This window comes from Streptosporangium sp. NPDC051023, from assembly GCF_040689595.1.
Lineage (GTDB): Bacteria > Actinomycetota > Actinomycetes > Streptosporangiales > Streptosporangiaceae > Streptosporangium.
In genome coordinates this window covers 23100-41099 of sequence record NZ_JBFBCE010000086.1, presented here as the reverse complement: position 1 = coordinate 41099, position 18000 = coordinate 23100, and the positions used below count along the sequence as shown (strand labels likewise).

The following is an 18000-nucleotide window of genomic DNA, read 5'->3' as shown; positions in this document are numbered from 1 at the left end:
CCGCCCCGCGGGCCGCCCCCCCCCCCCCCCCCCCGGCCCCCCCCCCCCGCCGCGGGGAGGCCGATGCGGGAGCCGGCCGGTGACCGCTTCCCCCATCCGCTCGACGACGAGCCCTCCGTTCCGGCCAGGGTCTCCCGCAGGGCGGCGCACCGGCGGGCGCATCTGTCGCAGGCGGGGTTCGCGGCGCTCGCCACAATCGCCATGGCGGCCATGACGGTCATCGCCGCGGCCAGGGGCGGGGCTCGCCTGCACGCCGACCCCGAGGTGCGGGGCCAGACGCCGGCCGTGGCCCCGATCCACGAGACCGTGGGCGGGCGTTCCCCGAGGGAGACGATCCCGCGGGGCGTGGGACCACGGGCGGTGCCAAGGGGCACGACGACGCCGATCACACCCGCCACGGTCCTGGTCACCGCGACCCGCACCGTCTCGGTCCCCGAGGTGAACGGCGAGTACGAGGAACCCCGGCCAGAGCACCCGCATCCCCCGCACGCTCCGCAGGGAGCGGAGAACCCGTCCGGCGAGGACGAGCCACAGCCTTGCGCGGACACGACGGCGAAGGGCGGGAAGGACTGCCCGGCGACGCCCGGCAACCCCAAGCCTTCCTTCACCCAGATCCCGCAGACCGGAGACGGCGAGAGCACCGGCCCGTCGCCGGCCGTGTCCGCGTCGTCGGCCACCCCCGCGCCCTCGCCCAGCGCGGGCCCCTCACTACAGCTCGGAGATTGACCCGGGCGCCGGGGGGAAGGAGGGCGCGGCGCCGCGTCCGTTAGGGTGATCGGCGCATGTCGAGTCGGAGGGGGAGACCTATGGGCGAGCTCGCGCCCGGTGCGGTTGAGCTGAATGGTGTCGGGGTCCGTGTGGTCGGCAGGACGCTGCTGGCCGAGGTCGACTGGCGGGTCGGATATGGCGAGCACTGGGTGGTGCTCGGGCCGAACGGGGCGGGCAAGACCACGCTCCTTTCGCTGGCGGCAGCCGTACGGCACCCGACGGAGGGCGGTGTCACCGTGCTCGGCCAGCGGCTCGGCCGTGTCGACCTGCGTGAGCTTCGCCGCCACATCGGTCTGGTCGCCGCCAGCCAGCGGCTTGTCGACGAGGAGTTGCTCGAGGAGGAGGGGGCGACCGCTCACACGGTTGTTCTGACCGGTCACACCGGGACGAGTGCCCCGCTCTGGGACCGGTACCGGCAGGAGGAGCACGATCGCGCCCACCGGTTGCTGGCGGACATGGGATGCAAGGAGCTCGCGGACCGGCTTTTCCGGGTCTGCTCGCAGGGGGAGCGGGCCAGGGTGCGGATCGCCAGGGCGCTGATGGCCGATCCGGTGGTCCTGCTGCTGGACGAGCCCTTCGCCGGGCTCGACCTGCCCGCGAGGGAGGACCTGATCACCGCGGTCGAGGATCTCGCCGAGACCCGCCCTGCGCTGACCACGGTCACGGTCACCCACCATCTGGAGGAGGTGCCCGCGACCACCACCCACGCCCTGCTGATGCGCGACTCCCGCGTCCACGCGTCGGGGCCGGTCGCGGAGGTCCTGACGGAGGAGAACCTGTCCGGCTGCTTCGGCAGGCCGTTGCGGATCGGCCGTCACGACGGGCGCTGGTCGGCCATGGCCGTGCGCGGCTGAGCGGTTCTGTACGGCGTCCGCGCCCGCCCACCGTGGACGGCCCCGGACGGTGGGCGGGCGCGGACAGGCGCGGACAGGCGTGGACAGGCGCGGCCGGTCCCGGGTGAGCCCGGGGCTGGTCAGTCCTTCTTGCGCTGGCGGATGAGGCCCATGAACCCGGGGCTCGGCTTGAACCTGGCAGTCCAGGTCTCGGCGATCTCCAGGGGTTCGCCGGTCTGCGGGTTGCGTCCGGTCCGTGCAGGCTTGTGGACGATCTCGAAGGATCCGAAACCGGGGATCGCGACCTTGTCCTCGGCCGCGACGGCTGTCTGGATGGTTCCCAGGATCGCCTCCAGGGCCGCAGCGGTCTGCCTCCTGCTGAGTCCCGCCTCGGCCGCGGCCTTCTCGATCAGCTCGCGCTTGTTCATGAAGACAGTTAACGGCATCGCCGAGGTGTTCATCGAGTCCCGTCCCGCCCTGCCCGGTGTGGAAGGGGAGCGGTCCGTTCGGAGGAGAGGTCCTCTCCGCCCGCCGGGAGTGGGGGCAATGCCTGCCGTCTCCCGTGAGGCGGCAGGCATCTGGGGACCGTTCAGTGGTCGGACTGGGCGGCCAGTCGTTCCGCTTCCCGGTACAGGGCCTCGACGAGGATGAGCTCCAGGCGGAGGTCTTCGTCGACGAGGCCGTCCAGAACTTCCATTCGGGCCTCCTACTACTCGGACGTCCCACGAGCCGCGAAAGTTCACACCGATACCGGATCGGACGTGGCCGTGACCCAAAATTGATCATCCCGCATGACAGGGTCCCGCGCCCCCTGTTTCCCTGCGAGTCATGGGCCGTTCCTAGGTCGCGACGAGTTTGGCCAGGTCGACGTGCTCGCCGACCTCGCGTACGTCGAGGCAGTACGCCAGCAGAACCCGCCGTTCCCCGATCCGCCTGGTCACGCGCAGGCATGGACGGTCGTTGAGCACGACCGCCTCGACCTCGATGCCGTCCGGCCCTTGCCAGATCCCCATGGAATCGAGGCTACGAACAGTCAGGTAAGGCCGGGGTAACTAACCGGGCATATCGTGATGGCCCCCGTAAGCTGCGCGGTTTCTCCTTCCCTGGCGATGATTAGCGGGTGCGCTCCGGGTAACAGACCGTCATAATCCAAGTAATCAGGGAGAAATCAACATGGCTCTGCCCAAGCTAACCCCCGAACAGCGTCAGGCCGCCCTCGCCAAGGCCGCCGAGACCCGTATCGCTCGGGCCAAGCTCCTGGCCGAGGTCAAGGCCGGGTCGATAAGTCTTGAGCAGTTGCTCGACCGCGACGACGAGATTGCCAGGCGCATCAAGGTCTCGCAGGCGCTGCGCGCCCTGCCGGGGATCGGCAACGTGAAGGCCGCCCAGCTCATGGAGCGGGCCGAGGTCGACGAGACTCGCCGTCTCGGCGGCCTGGGAGCCCAGCAGCGGCGCAAGCTGATTCAGGCTGTCACGAGCTGAGGCCGGGAGCGCGCCTGACCGGCCAGAAGACGGCCGACGGAGAAAGGCCCCGCCGTACGGAGAGGGGAGATCCGTACGGCGGGGCCTTCTACGACCTGGTCGTCGAGCTCGCCCGGGGAGCGGTCCCATGCCCTGGAAGCATCCGGGCGAGCTCTGTCCGAAGGGTTAGTGAGCCGTTTCGAACTGCTCCTCTTCCGTGGAGCCCCTGAGCGCAGTGGTTGAGGAGTCCGGCGCGACGGCCGTGCTGACCAGGTCGAAGTATCCGGTGCCGACCTCGCGCTGGTGGCGGGTCGCGGTGTAGCCGCGGGGTTCCGCGGAGAACTCTGCCTCCTGAAGTTCGACGTAGGCGGTCATGCCCTCCTCGGCATATCCCTTTGCCAGGTCGAACATCGAGTAGTTGAGCGAGTGGAAGCCCGCCAGCGTGATGAACTGGAACTTGTAGCCCATGTGTCCGAGCTCACGCTGGAACTTGGCGATGGTCGAGTCGTCCAGGTGCTTCTTCCAGTTGAAGGAGGGCGAGCAGTTGTAGGCGAGCATCTGGTCGGGATACTCGGCCTTGACGGCCTCGGCGAACTCGCGGGCGACGTCCAGGTCCGGGGTCGAGGTCTCCATCCACAGCAGGTCGGAGTAGGGGGCGTAGGCGAGGCCGCGCGAGATGCAGGAGGCGACGCCGTTGCGGACGCGGTAGAAGCCCTCCGCCGTGCGGTCGCCGGTGGTGAAGGCCCGGTCGCGGGGGTCGACGTCGGTGGTCAGGAGTGTCGCGGCCTGTGCGTCGGTCCGCGCGATGATCACAGAGGGGACACCCGCGACGTCGGCCGCGAGGCGGGCCGCGTTGAGCGTCTTGATGTGCTGGCTGGTCGGGATGAGCACCTTTCCGCCCAGGTGGCCGCACTTCTTCTCCGAGGCGAGCTGGTCCTCCCAGTGCACGCCCGCGGCACCCGCCGTGATCATGCCCTTCATCAGCTCGAAGGCGTTGAGCACGCCGCCGAAACCCGCCTCCGCGTCGGCCACGATCGGGGCCAGCCAGTGGGGGGCGGCCTGCTCGCCCTCCGACCAGGTGATCTGGTCGGCGCGCAGCAGCGCGTTGTTGATGCGACGCACCACAGCGGGGACGGAGTTGGCCGGGTAGAGGCTCTGGTCGGGGTAGGTCTGCCCGCCCAGGTTCGCGTCGGCGGCGACCTGCCAGCCGGACAGGTAGATCGCTTTCAGGCCCGCCTTGACCTGCTGCACGGCCTGGTTTCCGGTCAGCGCGCCGAGGGCGTGCACGTAGTCCTCGGTGTTCAACAGATCCCACAGTCGTTCGGCACCGAGCCGGGCGAGAGTGTGCTCCTCCTGGATGGATCCCCGGAGTCGAACCACGTCTTCGGCCGTATAGGTCCGCTCGGTTCCCACCCATCGAGGGTTGGTCTGCCACTCCCGCCGCAGCTCGTCTGCGGCTCCCTTGAGGCGATCGTTCATCGTGACTCCTTGTCGTCCCCTGGGTGCCTTGGTTCGAGTGTGTGCCCGGACGAAAGGGGCAAACAAGGTCGATCTCCACGAAAGAACGACGTTTTTTCTCTCAACGGGAACAGTTGTCGGTATTCGGGGCAGAAGAAATTCATAGTTTTCGCTATGGACTAGACCAATCCGAGTCGTGTCGGTCACGGACTCCGGGGGTGCTTGAAATATCCCTCGAAATTTCGTTTAGCATCGTGCTATGGCATCGTTGGTCGGTGAAGAACCGCTGTCCTTGACGCAGGAGCTCGATCTCATCGCGTTCGGCCAGCGCTTAAGACACCTGCGCAAGCAGCGCGGCCTCACCCTCTCCGACCTCGGCGAACGCGTCAGCCGCGCGCCGAGCCAGCTCTCGCTGCTCGAGAACGGCAAGCGTGAGCCCAAGCTGTCGCTGCTGAAGTCCCTCGCCGCCGCGCTCAACGTCCCCGTCGAGGAACTGCTGCGCCGTCAGGCGCCCAACAGGAGGGCGCAGCTGGAGATGGCGCTCGAGGAGGCCCAGCGCGACCCGCTGTACGCCGGGCTCGGCCTCGCCAGGCTGAAGGTCTCCGCCCGCGTCCCCAACGACGTGCTCGAACACATCCTCGGCCTCTACGGTGAGCTGCGCTCACGCCAGGCCAAGGGCACCGCGACCCCGGAGGAGGCGCGCGTCGCCAACGCCGAGCTGCGCCGCATGCAGCGCGAGCGGGGCAACTACTTCGAGGAGATCGAGAAGGCGGCGGCCGAGGCGCTCTCCGCGGTCGGCTACCGTACCGGCGCGCTGTCGCAGAGCACCGTCCAGGCCCTGGTCACCCATTTCGGCTACACGGTGCAGACGGTCCAGGACCTGCCTCGAACGGTGCGTTCCATCACCGACCTTCGCAACCGGCGCATCTACGTCAAGCACGAGCAGCTCGGTATGCACACCCCCAGGACGATCCTGCTGCAGACCCTCGGCCACCTCGCCCTCGGCCACCACAAGCCCCGTGACTTCGCCGACTTCCTCCGGCAGCGGACCGAGGCCAACTACTTCGCCGCCGCCGTGCTGGTGCCCGAGGCCACCGCCGTGCCGTACCTCAGGGAGGCGAAGCAGGACCGGGCGCTCAGCGTCGAGGACCTCAGGGATGTGTTCGCCGTCTCCTACGAGATGGCCGCGCACCGCTTCACCAACCTCGCGACCCACTTCCTGGACCTGACCTGCCACTTCGTCCGCAACGACGCGGGCGGGATCATCTTCAAGGCGTACGAGAACGACGGCATCGTCTTTCCGGCGGACGAGCAGGGGGCGATCGAGGGGCAGCGGATGTGCCTGCAGTGGTCGGGGCGGCAGGTCTTCCGCTCCCCGGACAGGTTCTCGGTCTTCTACCAGTACTCCGACTCGCCGACCGGCACCTACTTCTGCGTCGCCCACGTGGACCCCTCACGGGAGAGGGACTTCGCCATCACCCTCGGCGTGCCGTACCGGGAGTCGCGCTGGTTCCGCGGCAGGGAGACCACCAACCGCACCAGGTCGGGGTGCCCGACCGGCGACTGCTGCCGCCGGCCGCCCGCCGAGCTGACCCAGCGCTGGGAGGGCTACGCCTGGCCGTCGGCGCGCGGCAACTCCCACGTCCTGGCCGCGCTGCCGCCCGGATCCTTCCCCGGTGTGGACGAGGCCGACGTCTACACCTTCCTGGAGCGTCACGCCGTCGGGTGATCCCGGGCCAGCGTGAGCGCGGGGTGGCCGAAGAACTGGTAGGCGGGCGCGGTCGCCGGGGCCATGCAGCGCAGGGACCGCAGCACCTCGGCGGGCGGTTCGCCGCCCAGGGCGCGGCGGTAGAACTCCTCGACCAGGCCGTCGCCGACGGGCCTGAACGGGGCGACGGCCCCGCTCGCGCCCGCGAGCAGGAACGGCTGGCAGTCGCCGGGCTCGTCCAGGAAGACGAACGAGCCACCCCCCATGCCGCGGCCGAGGGACTCGGGCGCCGGACCGCCGGTGGCGAAGTGGACCACGTCCGGCGGGTCGCCGAGCAGCGCCAGGACGTCGCCCAGCGCGGGGCTCACCTGCCTGGCGCCGAAGGCGGAGACCAGCGGGTGCGGGTGCGGCCCGCCGTACACGACCGCCATGCCGGAGCCGCCCGCCCGCACGGGCGGCGGCAGCTCGGGACGGCGCCCGCCGAGCGGCCAGCGCCCCATCACCGTCTGGCAGTTCAGGAAGCCGGGCAGGGACCGGTCGAACGGATGCTCCAGCGTGGCCAGCTCCCACGGGACGTGCGGTTCCTGGGACAGGATCAGCACGCTCGGGCGCCGCGGGGCGATTCGCCCCGCGACCGCGTTCAGCAGCTCCCAGAAGCCCGCGGGTATCCGCGCCGTGACCTGCCCTCCCACCTCCTCGAGGGGGAGGGACTGCTCGGCCAGGCGTCGCCCGAACTCCGAGACCCGCATGCCGAGCTCGCAGGCCTCCGCCTGGTCGGGGGTGACGAAGTGCGGAGACTGGTAGGCCCACCACAGCCGCCCCGGCCGGTCGCCGTGCACGACGACCGCCGTGACGTCCGGCGCCTCCCCGGTGCCCGCCAGCCGTACCGGGGTGCCCGCGACCGGATGCGGGGCGTTCTCCTGGCCGAGCAGGCCGGGGGAGTCGAGGACCGCGAGCGCGCGCACGCCGAAGCCGGTCACCTGGCCGCGCACCGCGTGGATCACCTGGATCTGCCTGGCGGTGACCGGCTGCTCCTGTGCCAGGGCGACCAGGCCGACCTGCGCCCTGGGGTACGGCGAGGCCTCGTCCACGCGCAGCCGCACCCGCCACCCGCCCGGCGCCTCGAACCCCTCGGCGATGATCTGGATGTTCAGGTCGACGGGCTCGTGAGCGGCGTACGGCGCGGCCTGGCCACCGGACGCCTCCTCCGCCGTCAGGCCGACCTCGACCTCGGCGCCCCAGCCCGCGACGACCTCGCCGGGTGCCTCGACGAGCGGCAGGAGCCGCGGCTCCTGGCCGCCCGAGGCCGCGGGACGCTCCCCGCCCTCCCTACGCCGCCTCCGGAAGGCCCCGGTCAGCCTGCCGATCACCGAGGGGCCGCGCTCCGGCGCACGCTCGGCAGGGGCGGACCGCTCCGGCGTGAGCTCGCCAGGGGCGGGCCCCTCCTGGCCGAGCAGCAGGCAGAACCGCTCCCACGCGGGGCCGTACTGGGACAGAAGCGAGGTGACGGCCTCGGCCAGCGGGCCGGGCGGCTGTCCACCTTCCTCGGCGAGCAGCAGGTCGAGCCGGTCGCGAAGCTCCGCCGAGGTGTCGCCGGGCATGCGGTCCAGCTCGTCACGGACGGTGCGCGCCGCCCTCATCACGGCCACCGGGTCCATACCCGCCCCTCCTCGCTGCTTTGAGCCGATCTTCCCACTACGTGACGGGTACGAGAGCCCGTACTCGCCGAGAATCAGAGCCGCATAGGGTGATACCCGTGATTTCCGAGGTGCGGGGAAGGATGGGCTGTGCTGCCTGAAGTGGAGGCATGGCTGGGCAGGCGCACCTCGTCGTCGGATGACTGGCCGTTGCCGTGGTTGCTGCGGGCCAAGGGAAACAGCACGATCAGCGTCGTGCTGCCGGCACGCGACGAGGCGGAGACGGTCGGGGAGATCGTCGCGGCGATCCGGCGCGACCTGATGGAGGAGGCCCCGCTCGTCGACGAGATCGTGGTCATCGACTCCCGATCCGTCGACGAGACCGCCGCGCGCGCCGCGCAGGCCGGAGCGAGGGTGGTCGCGCAGGACGAGATCCTGCCGGACCTGAAACCGCTGGACGGCAAGGGGGAGGCGCTGTGGAAGTCCCTCGCGGTGACCTCCGGCGACCTGCTGGTCTTCGTCGACGCGGACCTGCGCGAGTTCCGCACCTCGTTCGTGACCGGGCTGCTCGGCCCGCTGCTCGACGACTCCGGCGTGGTCTACGTCAAGGGCTGCTACGACCGGCCGCTGCAGAACGTGCAGAGCGGGGGAGGGCGGGTCACCGAGCTGGTCGCGCGGCCCCTGCTCAACCTGCACTGGCCACAGCTCGCCGGGTTCGTGCAGCCCCTCGCCGGTGAGTACGCCGGACGGCGCTCCGTGCTGGAGCGGATCCCCTTCGTCACCGGTTACGGGGTCGAGCTGGCTCTGCTGGTCGACCTGCTCGAGCTCGTCGGGCTCGACTCCCTCGCCCAGGTCGACCTGGGCCGCCGTGTCCACTCCCACCAGTCGACGGAGGCGCTCGGCGGGATGGCCGCCCAGATCCTGCAGACCTCGTGGTCGCGCCTCGAACGCCACAACAAGATGGTCTCGCTGCACACGCCCTCTCCCCGTCTCGCCCAGTTCCGCAGGGGCGCGGACGGGCACCAGGTGACCGTGCGCGACGTGGCCGTCGCCGAACGCCCCCCGATGGTCACCGTCGACGGGCGCCGCCATACCGGAGACTGACCCGTGGAGGAGGCCGATCGGAGCGGGCCCTGTCACACCTCGCGCGCCGTGCCCCGGCCCGAGACGGGTTCGGCGTTCCCGCCGGGTTCACCGTCGGTGTTCTCCCTGGTTTCACCGTCGGCGGCGCCGGGCGGGGCGTGGTTCAGGGCGGTGCGCACGAAGTCGACCAGGTGCTCGCGCATCCGCCGGTGCCCCTCCTCGGTGCCGAACTCCTCACCCACGACGATGCGGCCGAGCCTGGGCATGACCATCGGCCATGCGGCCAGCCCGATCAGGGTCATCATCGTGCGTGAGACCTCGGGGGACGGTTCGCGTCCCAGGCCCGCGGCGAGCGACTCGGCCTTCGCTGCGCATCGGGCGATCCGCCGGTGCTGTCCTTCCAGGGCGTCCTCGCGATAGTGCAGCGACTCCCACATCAGCAGCCGGGTCAGCTCGGGGTTGGCGAGGTAGAAGTCGTGGATCTTGCCGACGTAGTCGATGGGGTCGTCGCCGGGCATGGCGACGACCTCGGCCATCTCGTCGAGGACGGACTCCATCACCTGGTCGAACAGCTTCTCCTTGCTGCCGAAGTATCCGTAGATGCGCTCCTTGTTGACCCCGGCGCGCTCGGCGATCCGGTCAACCCTGGCGCCGGCGATCCCGTAGGCGGCGAATTCGCTGCGGGCGGCGGTGAGGAGCGCGTCCCTCGTGGCTTCCTTCGACATGGCGCAAGTGTAGTGGACCAACCAGTTGGTTGTCTCTACCAACCGGTTGGTTGACTTCCAACTAGATAGTTGGTTACGGTCCTGCCATGAGCGACATCTCCCCCGCGCCGTCTCTCACGGCACCCCCTGCCTCTCTCCCACAGGCCCTTCCCCAGAGGCGCGCGCCGCTCTGGCGCACCCTCGCGGTCTTCACACTGACCGCCGTGCTGTCCAGCGGTCAGCTCTATGTGGTGATCCCGCTGCTGCACGGCATGGCGGCCGGATGGCAGACCCCGCAGAGCGGTCTCACCTGGCTCGTGACCGCGTTCGGCGTCGGATACGCCGCCGGGTTCCTGCTGTTCGGCCCGCTCTCCGACCGGTACGGGCGTAAGCGCCTGATCTGCCTCGGCCTGCCGATCGCGGCGGTGGCCACGGCCCTGGTCGCCGTGGCCCCGGGACCCGAGATCGCGATCGCGTTCCGGGTGCTGCAGGGGGTCACCGTGGCGATCTTCCCGCCCGCCGCGATGGCCTACATGGCGGAGCGGATCGAGCCGCGCCACCGGATGGTCGCGCTGGCCACCGTGACGAGCGGGTTCCTGGCCGCGGCCGTGCTGTTCCAGGTCGTGGCTCAGGCGCTGGGCCCGATTGTGGGCTGGCGCGGCATCTTCCTGATCTCCGCTGTGGCGTTCGCGGTGGCTGCCGTCGCCGCGGCCGCGGTGATGCTGCCCGACCCCTCGCGCGAGCTCTCCGGTTCGTTCCTGTCCGCCTACCGCGCGGTGCCCGCCCTGCTGGCGACTCCCGCGCTGCTGCTCCGCTACGCCGCGACGGTCACCATCCTGGCCACGTTCGTCGCGGTGTACACCGGACTGCAGCTCGGCGGTCCCGTGGGCGTCGCTGGTTCCCCCGACGCGCTGATGGCCCTGCGAATCAGCGGCCTGCCGTCCATGATCGTCGTTCCGCTGCTGACGCCGCTGCTCGGCAGGATCGCCGCCTCCCGGCGCGCGGCGTACCTGCTCGCGCTCGCGGCCCTCGCACTCGCCGCCGTCGCGGTGATCCGCCCTGGCCTGGTCGGCCTCGCCCTGCTCCTGGCCGTCTACGTGCTCGGCGTCGCCGCGGGCGCCCCCGCGCTGAACGAGAACATCGGCGTGATCGCCGGGCAGGCGCGCGGTACGGCGCTGGCCCTGTTCACCTTCTCCCTGTTCCTCGGCGGGAGCCTCGGCCCGCAACTCGCCACGGCCTTCATCACGGGCGGCTTCGGTGCGCTGATGTACGGCCTGGCCGGGATCCTGCTCCTCGGCGTACTGGCCCTGCTGGCCGCGACACACACCGGCCGGGTGACCGGTTCGTGAATCGCTCGCCATGGCCAAGGCGCCGCTTACCCCAGCAGCCAGCCGATCGCCGCAAGGGTGAGCATCGACAGCGCGGTGCCGGTGATCACGGTTCCGCGGGCGACCGAGTCGGCCTGGCCGTACTCGCGGGCGTAGACGTAGGCGTTCTGCGCGGTCGGCAAGGCCGCGCAGACGACCACCGCGAGCAGTTCGGCGCGGCTCAGCCGCGCCAGCAGCCCGAACAGGTAGGCCAGCAGCGGCTGGGCCAGCAGTTTCATGGCCGACAGCGCGAGCACCTCGGTCCGTTCGCCCGTCAGGTCGGGGCCGCGCACGGTCAGCGAGAGGCCGAGCGCGACCAGCGCGGCGGGTACGGCCGCGCCGCCGAGCAGGGCCAGCGGTTCGGCGATCAACGGTGGCGGGCGCCAGCCGAGCACGGAGCAGAGCACACCCGCGGCCAGGCCGAGGATCACCGGGTTGCGCAGCGGCAGGCTCGCCAGCCGGGCGGGCCTGAGCCCGCGCTCCGCGCTCCGGTCCAAGGCCACGAGCACGACCGGAGTGATCACCAGAAGCTGGAAGAGCAGGACCCCGGTCAGGAAGGTGGCGTCGCCGAGCACCTGCAGCGTGACCGGGATGCCGAGATTGGCGGAGTTCACGTAGCCCGCGGCCATCGCGCCGATCGTGGCCTCGCCGGGCTTCCTGCCGAGAACGTGGCGGCTCAGCGCGAAGCCCAGGGCCATGGTCACGACGGTGCTGGCGGCGAAGGCGCCCAGCGCGGGCCCGCTGAACGACAGCCGGGTCCTGCTGAGGATGGAGAACAGCGCGGCCGGCATCGCGAGATGGAAGACGAACCCACCGAGAACCCGGTCGGCCTCCGCGCCCAGCAGCCGGAACCGCCCGGCGACGAAGCCGAGCAACGTCAGCACCCAGATCGGGACGAAGGCCGCGATCAATGGGGGGCCATCGCAGACTCCTCGTGCCGGCAGGCTTCGAGCGTATCTGGCCGATCTTGACATCCGGGAGCCGGGGGTTCCGCCGGCACTCCTCCGGCCGCGCGCTGTGCCGTACTCGGCGGCCGGAGAACGGAACCTCACATCCGGCGTTTCCCGGACAGCCGCCATCCGGCGAAGGCGAGAGCGAGGAGCGCCGCCGCTCCGACCGCGTAGAGCCACGGGGAGATCGCCGCGGAGGGGGAGGAGACGGGGGTCGCGGCGGGAGAGGAGGTGGGGCGGGGACGGGTGGCCGTACCGAGCGCGGACAGGAGTCCGGCGGAGAGCGGCTCCCCGTTCTGGATCGCGTCCTGCGCGTGCAACGGCCCCTCACCGGCGCGGACCGCCAGGTTGCCGTCGCACAACGCCGTGTGCAGCGGGACGCCCGGGTCGGTGTCGAACAGGCCCGTCTTCTCATCCGAGGCGAGGACCAGGTAACGGGAACCGACGGTGAAGCCGTAGCCACAGGCCGCGCTGTCGGCGTTGGTGGCCACCTGGTACTCGGCGTCGGCCCTGCCCTTGTAGACCTGGTCGGCCCTGAAGGTGTAGATGATCGGCGGCCTGGGGCCGAGCGGATCGCCCTTGGCCGGGCGGGCGGAGACCACCGTCCCGGTGAAGACGGCGGCTGCCCTGCCGACCTGCTCCGCAGGTCCCAGCGGAGCGCAACTGCAGGCGCATGCCGTACCGGGGGTGATCACGACGGTCGCGGCCAGCAGCAGGAGAACGGTGAGAACTCGATGCCTCAACATGCTCTCACCACGTATCCCGCCGCGTGATGGTTCGACGCCGCCGGGGAGGAGGAGCCGCCTTCGGGACGGCACCGGCCATTTCGCGCCGTTTCGTACGGCTTCGCGTCGGTTCGTATGGCACCGCCACACGGAGTTCCTGTCGCCCGGGGCGCGGAATGCGCCTAGGCTGGACCCGCAGTCGGTTCGCCCTGCCCGCCAGGCAGGCGCGTCGTAAGAGGGAACCCGGTGCGGCAGCGCTCGCCTGTTTGGCTCGCGAGCTCGCCAATTCCGGGACTGCCCCGCAGCGGTGAGTGGGAACGACCGCCGTCATACGCACTGGATCCGGACACCGGATCGGGGAAGCGACGGCCAGTAGATGCCAAGGCGCGAAGAACGCCATGGCGTGCCCGCGAGTCCGAAGACCTGCCACTGCCCGCGCGCGACCACGTACGCGGTGACTTCGGTGACCTCGAGGGCGGGTCGCGGTGCGGGCGGGCACGACGTGCCCGCCGGTCAGCCGTTCCTTCGCGCCTCTCGGGAGCACCGGGGTCCTCCATGACTCGCGAAGGAGAGTTTCGTGGCTGAGACTTCCGCCACCCCCTCATCGATCGCCACCGTCCACGGCTATCCGCGCCAGGGACCGGACCGTGAGCTGAAGAAGGCGATCGAGGGCTACTGGGCCGGTCGCGTCACCGCCGAAGAGCTGCGCGACGTCGCGGCCAGGCTGCGCCGCGGCAACTGGCGGCAGCTGGCGGACGCGGGCGTGCGGGAGGTTCCCACCGGGGACTTCTCGCTGTATGACCATGTGCTGGACACCAGCGTCATGGTCGGGGCCATCCCCGGACGCCACCGGGCCGCCATCGAGGCCGACACCCTGGACGGCTACTTCGCCATGGCGCGTGGCACCCGGGACGTCGCCCCGCTGGAGATGACCAAGTGGTTCGACACCAACTACCACTACCTGGTGCCCGAGCTGGGACCGGATACCGTCTTCATCGCCGACCTCACCAAGCCCGTCGGCGAACTGCGTGAGGCCGTCGAGCTCGGTCACACCGCGCGTCCCGTGCTCGTCGGCCCGGTCACCTATCTGCTGCTGGCCAAGCCCGAGCCCGGCGCCGACCCCGGCTTCGACCCGCTCACCCTGCTGGACCGGCTGCTGCCCGTCTACGCGCAGGTGCTCGCCGCCCTGCGGGCCGGCGGAGCCGAGTGGGTGCAGCTGGACGAGCCCGCCCTGGTCCAGGACAGGCCCCGGACCGTGCTTGAGGCCGCCGCCCGCGCCTACCGCGAGCTCGGCACCCTCGCCGACCGGCCGAAGATCCTCGTCGCGAGTTACTTCGACCGCCTCGGCGAGGCCCTGCCGGTCCTGGCCGAGGCGCCGATCGAGGGCCTGGGGCTGGACTTCACCGGCCCGGCCGCGGCGAACCTGGACGACCTGGCCCGGGTGGGCGGGCTGCCGGGCAAGCGCCTGATCGCCGGGGTCGTGGACGGCCGCAACGTGTGGATCAACGACCTGGGCAGGTCGCTGTCCACCCTCGCCACCCTCCTCGGCTTGGCGGGCCGGGTGGATGTGGCGGCCTCCTGCTCGCTGCTGCACGTTCCGCTGGACACCGCGCTCGAGCACGGGATCGACCCGCAGGTCGGCCGCTGGCTCGCCTTCGCCAGGCAGAAGACGGCCGAGATCGCCACTCTCGCCCGGGGGCTGAGCGAGGGCACCGGCGCGGTTGCCGGGCAGCTGGCGGCCAACCGGGCCGACCTCGCCTCGCGCGCGGCCTCCGCGCTCACCCGCGATCCTGCCGTACGGTCCCGCTGCGCCGCGGTCACCCCGCAGGACACGCGCCGTCCCCAGCCCTACCCCGAGCGGGCCGCAGCGCAGCGCGCCGCTCTTGGCCTGCCGTCGCTGCCCACGACCACCATCGGCTCCTTCCCACAGACCGCCGAGCTACGGGCGGCCCGCGCGGATCTGCGGGCCGGGCGGATCGACCAGGCCGCCTACGACGAGCGGATCGCCTCAGAGATCCGCTCGGTCCTCGTCTTCCAGGAGGCGGCGGGCATCGACGTGCTGGTGCACGGCGAGCCGGAGCGCAACGACATGGTCCAGTACTTCGCCGAGCGGCTCAACGGGTACCTGGCCACCCAGCACGGCTGGGTGCAGTCCTACGGCACCCGCTATGTGCGGCCGCCGATCCTCGCCGGGGACGTCTCCAGGCCCGAGCCGATGACGCTGCGCTGGACGACGTACGCCCAGTCCCAGACCGGGCGTCCCGTCAAGGGCATGCTCACCGGGCCGGTGACCATGCTGGCCTGGTCCTTCGTCCGCGACGACCAGCCGCAGGCGGACACCGCCCGCCAGGTGGCTCTGGCGTTGCGCGACGAGGTCGCCGACCTGGAGGCGGCGGGCACCGTCGTCATCCAGGTCGACGAGCCCGCGCTGCGCGAGACCCTGCCGCTGCGCGCCGCCGACCGGGCCGCCTACCTGGCCTGGGCCACCGAGGCCTTCCGGCTGGCCACGAGCGGAGTACAGGCGCGGACCCAGATCCACACCCACATGTGCTACGCCGAGTTCGGTGAGATCCTGGCCGCCATCGACGACCTGGACGCCGACGTGATCAGCCTGGAGGCCGCCCGCTCGCACATGCAGGTCGCCCATGAGCTCGCGGAGGCGGGATATCCCAGGGAGGCCGGGCCTGGGGTCTACGACATCCACTCCCCGCGCGTCCCGGGTGTCGAGGAGATCGCGTCCCTGCTGCGCAAGGCGCTGGACGGGATCGCGGCCGAGCGGTTGTGGGTCAACCCCGACTGTGGCCTGAAGACCCGGGGGTGGCTCGAGGTGCGTGCGTCCCTGGACAACCTGGTCGCCGCGGCCCGCGAGGTTCGAGCCGAGGTGACCGGCGCGATCGGCTAGCGGACAGCTCCGGGCCCGCCGCTGTGTCCTCGCTGTGCCCTCACCGGGCTCCCGGCCGGTGGGGGAGCGCTCACGACGCGCGGGCGGACGCGGAGGGGAGCGTTCACGACGCGCGGGCGGACACGGAAAGCGGGACAGTAAGCGGGACAGTAAGCGGGACAGTGGTCTCCCCGGGCCCGGCACGTGCCGGGCCCGGGGACGGATCTCACGGAGAGGATGGTGAACGTCATGTGGCCCCTTCGGCATGACGCCCCCGCGCCGGGCGGCCCGAGGGGAGCCTGGCCGGCGTCACGGCCCGCACCCGCAGGGCTGGTCGCCGGCGTCATGGCCGAGGTGTCCACGATCGGTGCCTACTTTGCGGTCTCGACGGACCCCGAAGACCGGACCGGCCAGGCCTGGCGGCCGTTCGGCGTTCTGTTCACCGACCTGGGCGCGCTGACGGCCATGATCGCGAACTTCCGGGGACGCCTGAACACGACGGAGACCAGGGTCGCCGCCTCGATCCTGTTTCAGGGCCTGGCCGCGAGGTTGTGGTCACCGGCCGTCGGCGCGGCCGTCGTCTGCGACCTCTTCGTCGACCTGACTCCGGAGCGCGTCCACTGGCGCCCCGAGCCGACCGGGCCGCTTCCTCTGTGGACTCCCCATCTGCCGGGGTGGGAGATCGCCGAGCCGGGCCAGGTCGTGGAACCGCTGTACCACAACGTGGTGACCGGGCTGCTGGAGCCGCTGGCGCTGGCCGTACAGGAGACCACGAAGATCGCTCCCGCGTTGCTGTGGGGGAACGCGGCCTCGGCCCTGGCCGGGACGCTCGGCACGATCGCCGGGCAGCGGCCAGAGCTGGCGGCCAGGGCGGTCGCGCTGGGGCGCGGGCTGCTCTCCCTCGGGGTGCTCGAAGGCACCGGTGAGCTGGCCGGGCCGACGCGGGGACGGCTCTCCTTCGCCAGGCGCAGTTGCTGCCTCTACTACCGTGTGCCGGGCGGAGGTATGTGCGGCGACTGCGCCCTGGCACGTCCCCGGCCCGGCCGCGATCACCACTCGACGGGTAGAGAGTCAACCCCGTAGACGATCGAGATCTTCCTGAAGGCGACCTCTTCCGCCGGTACGGCGAGGCGTAGGGCGGGGAATCGGCGCAGCAGGGCGGGGAAGGCGATGCGCAGCTCCATCTGAGCCAGCGGCGCGCCGACGCATCGATGGACGCCGTGCCCGAAGGCGAGGTGGGAGAGGCCCTCCCGGCCAGGGACGACGCTGTCGATGTCCCGGCCGAGCGCCGGGTCACGGTTGGCCCCGGTCAGCGAGCACAGCACCATGTCTCCCTTGGAGATCGGCTGTCCCGCCAGGACCAGGTTCTCGCGGGCGAAACGGGGGAAGGCGACCTGCACGACCGTGAGGTAGCGCAGCAACTCCTCGACCAGAGCGTCGATGTGGTCGTCGGTTTCGCGGACCAGGAGGAACTGCTCCGGGTTCCGCAACAGCCACAGTGTGCCCAGGGCGAGCATGCTCGTGCTGGTGTCGTGGCCGCCCGTGAGCAGCCCGTCGGCCAGGCCGGCCAGCTCGCGGTCGCCGATCTCGTCCCCGTGCTCGCGCAGCAGCATGCCGAGCAGGCCGTCGCCGGGGGCCCGGCGTTGTCTGGCGACCAGGTCCGTCAGGTAGGCCAGCGAGTCGTTGACCGCCTGGAGCGAGGCCTCAGGGCCCGCGGACAGGTCGAACCGGTCGGTGCTCAGGCGTAGGAAGTCGGTCCGGTCGGCGTAGGGGACGCCCAGCAGCTCGCAAACCACCAGCGAGGGGATGGGCAGAGCGAAGGACCGCACCAGGTCGCACGGGGAGCCCTCCCGTTCCATCGCGTCGAGGTGTTCGGCCACGATGGCCCTGATGCGGGGTTCGAGCCTGCGCAGCCGCCGTACGGTGAACTCCGGGGTGAGCAGTCTGCGCAGCCGGGTGTGCTCCGGCGGGTCGCGAAAACCGAGGCCGCCGGGGTCCTCCTGGACGGACCCGGCCGCCGTCACGTTGCCGAAGTCGTTGCTGAACCTGCCGGTGTCGCCGAGGACGGAACGCACGTCCTCGTAGCGGGTGACCAGCCACGCGGTCGAGCCGCCGGGCATGGGCAGCGGGCAGACAGGCTGTTCGGCACGGACGCGGCCGAGCTCGGCCACCGGGTCCATGCCTTCGCGCGTGAACTGCATGAGGGGAAACTCTGCTTCTGACATCGGATCCTCGTCGTCGTGCGTGCGGGCGCCGTGGCGCAGGAGCGGGAACCGGCCTGCGAGGAGCCGGACGCGCGGGCCCGCCGGGGCAGGCCCGGCGGGCCCTGCGGTGTGAGCGGTCGTAGCGGGCCCGGTGGAGGCCGGGCCCGGTGTCAACGGGGCGAAAACCGGGTGCGGTTTCACCATAGAACGGGGAAAAGGCG

At 71.2% G+C, this 18000-nt stretch carries 16 protein-coding genes and 1 riboswitch; of the genes, 8 read left to right on the top strand and 8 right to left on the bottom strand.

What is annotated here, in order from left to right:
- Window positions 1-63: 63 nt before the first annotated feature.
- Together AB0395_RS38385 and AB0395_RS38380 are read left to right on the top strand one after the other, a co-directional pair.
- Window positions 64-726 (top strand): hypothetical protein, encoded by a 663-nt coding sequence (locus AB0395_RS38385; protein WP_366289958.1) that lies wholly within the window; start codon window positions 64-66, stop codon window positions 724-726.
- A gap of 80 nt (window positions 727-806) precedes the next feature.
- Window positions 807-1622, top strand: coding sequence for an ATP-binding cassette domain-containing protein (locus AB0395_RS38380; protein ID WP_366289955.1), 816 nt, complete (start codon window positions 807-809; stop codon window positions 1620-1622).
- A 119-nt stretch (window positions 1623-1741) separates the two neighbouring features.
- On the opposite strand, the gene AB0395_RS38375 is transcribed toward AB0395_RS38380, so the two are convergent.
- A complete protein-coding gene (locus AB0395_RS38375) occupies window positions 1742-2029 on the bottom strand; it encodes an HU family DNA-binding protein (RefSeq protein ID WP_271217174.1) in 288 nt (95 codons plus the stop codon).
- A gap of 411 nt (window positions 2030-2440) precedes the next feature.
- On the bottom strand, window positions 2441-2614 hold the full coding sequence (locus tag AB0395_RS38370) for a hypothetical protein (protein WP_366289952.1): 174 nt from the start codon (window positions 2612-2614) through the stop codon (window positions 2441-2443).
- A 160-nt stretch (window positions 2615-2774) separates the two neighbouring features.
- Here AB0395_RS38370 and mihF point away from each other — a divergent pair, with 160 nt between their 5' ends.
- Window positions 2775-3083, top strand: a complete 309-nt coding sequence (mihF, locus tag AB0395_RS38365) for an integration host factor, actinobacterial type (protein ID WP_366289950.1) — start codon at window positions 2775-2777, stop codon at window positions 3081-3083.
- 165 nt (window positions 3084-3248) lie between these two features.
- On the opposite strand, the gene aceA is transcribed toward mihF, so the two are convergent.
- A complete protein-coding gene (gene aceA, locus AB0395_RS38360) occupies window positions 3249-4541 on the bottom strand; it encodes an isocitrate lyase (protein WP_366289948.1) in 1293 nt (430 codons plus the stop codon).
- Between the two features lie 271 nt (window positions 4542-4812).
- Between aceA and AB0395_RS38355 the strand changes: the two genes are divergently transcribed.
- Window positions 4813-6249, top strand: coding sequence for a helix-turn-helix domain-containing protein (locus AB0395_RS38355; RefSeq protein WP_366289960.1), 1437 nt, complete (start codon window positions 4813-4815; stop codon window positions 6247-6249).
- Here AB0395_RS38355 and AB0395_RS38350 read toward each other — a convergent pair.
- Window positions 6234-7886, bottom strand: coding sequence for a hypothetical protein (locus tag AB0395_RS38350; RefSeq protein WP_366289946.1), 1653 nt, complete (start codon window positions 7884-7886; stop codon window positions 6234-6236). The two genes, AB0395_RS38355 and AB0395_RS38350, sit on opposite strands and share 16 nt — an antisense overlap.
- Window positions 7887-8015: 129 nt before the next feature.
- Here AB0395_RS38350 and AB0395_RS38345 point away from each other — a divergent pair, with 129 nt between their 5' ends.
- A complete protein-coding gene (locus AB0395_RS38345) occupies window positions 8016-8969 on the top strand; it encodes a glucosyl-3-phosphoglycerate synthase (RefSeq protein ID WP_366289943.1) in 954 nt (317 codons plus the stop codon).
- A 32-nt stretch (window positions 8970-9001) separates the two neighbouring features.
- Here the strand turns inward: AB0395_RS38345 and AB0395_RS38340 are convergent, their stop codons facing one another.
- A complete protein-coding gene (locus AB0395_RS38340) occupies window positions 9002-9673 on the bottom strand; it encodes a TetR family transcriptional regulator (RefSeq protein WP_366289940.1) in 672 nt (223 codons plus the stop codon).
- Window positions 9674-9759: 86 nt separating this feature from the next.
- On the opposite strand from AB0395_RS38340, the gene AB0395_RS38335 reads away from it, so the two are divergent.
- Entirely contained in the window at window positions 9760-11001 is a 1242-nt protein-coding gene (locus AB0395_RS38335; RefSeq protein WP_366289937.1) for an MFS transporter, read from the top strand.
- A gap of 26 nt (window positions 11002-11027) precedes the next feature.
- Here AB0395_RS38335 and AB0395_RS38330 read toward each other — a convergent pair whose 3' ends face one another.
- Window positions 11028-11930 (bottom strand): AEC family transporter, encoded by a 903-nt coding sequence (locus tag AB0395_RS38330; RefSeq protein WP_366289934.1) that lies wholly within the window; start codon window positions 11928-11930, stop codon window positions 11028-11030.
- A gap of 137 nt (window positions 11931-12067) precedes the next feature.
- Window positions 12068-12715, bottom strand: coding sequence for a hypothetical protein (locus AB0395_RS38325; RefSeq protein WP_366289931.1), 648 nt, complete (start codon window positions 12713-12715; stop codon window positions 12068-12070).
- 211 nt (window positions 12716-12926) lie between these two features.
- Window positions 12927-13119, top strand: a riboswitch (cobalamin riboswitch).
- 152 nt (window positions 13120-13271) lie between these two features.
- Here AB0395_RS38325 and metE point away from each other — a divergent pair.
- Together metE and AB0395_RS38315 are read left to right on the top strand one after the other, a co-directional pair.
- Window positions 13272-15596, top strand: coding sequence for a 5-methyltetrahydropteroyltriglutamate--homocysteine S-methyltransferase (gene metE / locus AB0395_RS38320; protein ID WP_366289928.1), 2325 nt, complete (start codon window positions 13272-13274; stop codon window positions 15594-15596).
- A gap of 228 nt (window positions 15597-15824) precedes the next feature.
- Window positions 15825-16658 (top strand): (2Fe-2S)-binding protein, encoded by an 834-nt coding sequence (locus tag AB0395_RS38315; protein WP_366289925.1) that lies wholly within the window; start codon window positions 15825-15827, stop codon window positions 16656-16658.
- Here the strand turns inward: AB0395_RS38315 and AB0395_RS38310 are convergent.
- Window positions 16625-17776 (bottom strand): cytochrome P450, encoded by a 1152-nt coding sequence (locus AB0395_RS38310; RefSeq protein WP_366289922.1) that lies wholly within the window; start codon window positions 17774-17776, stop codon window positions 16625-16627. The genes AB0395_RS38315 and AB0395_RS38310 overlap by 34 nt on opposite strands.
- Window positions 17777-18000: the final 224 nt, after the last annotated feature.

What these genes read in the sequence shown, in the direction of transcription:
- AB0395_RS38385 (WP_366289958.1), top strand. Translation starts at nt 64, where the DNA reads ATGCGGGAGCCGGCCGGTGACCGCTTCCCCCATCCGCTCGACGACGAG.
- AB0395_RS38380 (WP_366289955.1), top strand. Translation starts at nt 807, where the DNA reads ATGGGCGAGCTCGCGCCCGGTGCGGTTGAGCTGAATGGTGTCGGGGTC.
- AB0395_RS38375 (WP_271217174.1), bottom strand. Translation starts at nt 2,029, where the DNA reads ATGAACAAGCGCGAGCTGATCGAGAAGGCCGCGGCCGAGGCGGGACTC.
- AB0395_RS38370 (WP_366289952.1), bottom strand. Translation starts at nt 2,614, where the DNA reads ATGGGGATCTGGCAAGGGCCGGACGGCATCGAGGTCGAGGCGGTCGTG.
- mihF (WP_366289950.1), top strand. Translation starts at nt 2,775, where the DNA reads ATGGCTCTGCCCAAGCTAACCCCCGAACAGCGTCAGGCCGCCCTCGCC.
- aceA (WP_366289948.1), bottom strand. Translation starts at nt 4,541, where the DNA reads ATGAACGATCGCCTCAAGGGAGCCGCAGACGAGCTGCGGCGGGAGTGG.
- AB0395_RS38350 (WP_366289946.1), bottom strand. Translation starts at nt 7,886, where the DNA reads ATGGACCCGGTGGCCGTGATGAGGGCGGCGCGCACCGTCCGTGACGAG.
- AB0395_RS38340 (WP_366289940.1), bottom strand. Translation starts at nt 9,673, where the DNA reads ATGTCGAAGGAAGCCACGAGGGACGCGCTCCTCACCGCCGCCCGCAGC.
- AB0395_RS38335 (WP_366289937.1), top strand. Translation starts at nt 9,760, where the DNA reads ATGAGCGACATCTCCCCCGCGCCGTCTCTCACGGCACCCCCTGCCTCT.
- AB0395_RS38325 (WP_366289931.1), bottom strand. Translation starts at nt 12,715, where the DNA reads ATGTTGAGGCATCGAGTTCTCACCGTTCTCCTGCTGCTGGCCGCGACC.
- AB0395_RS38315 (WP_366289925.1), top strand. Translation starts at nt 15,825, where the DNA reads ATGTGGCCCCTTCGGCATGACGCCCCCGCGCCGGGCGGCCCGAGGGGA.
- AB0395_RS38310 (WP_366289922.1), bottom strand. Translation starts at nt 17,776, where the DNA reads ATGCAGTTCACGCGCGAAGGCATGGACCCGGTGGCCGAGCTCGGCCGC.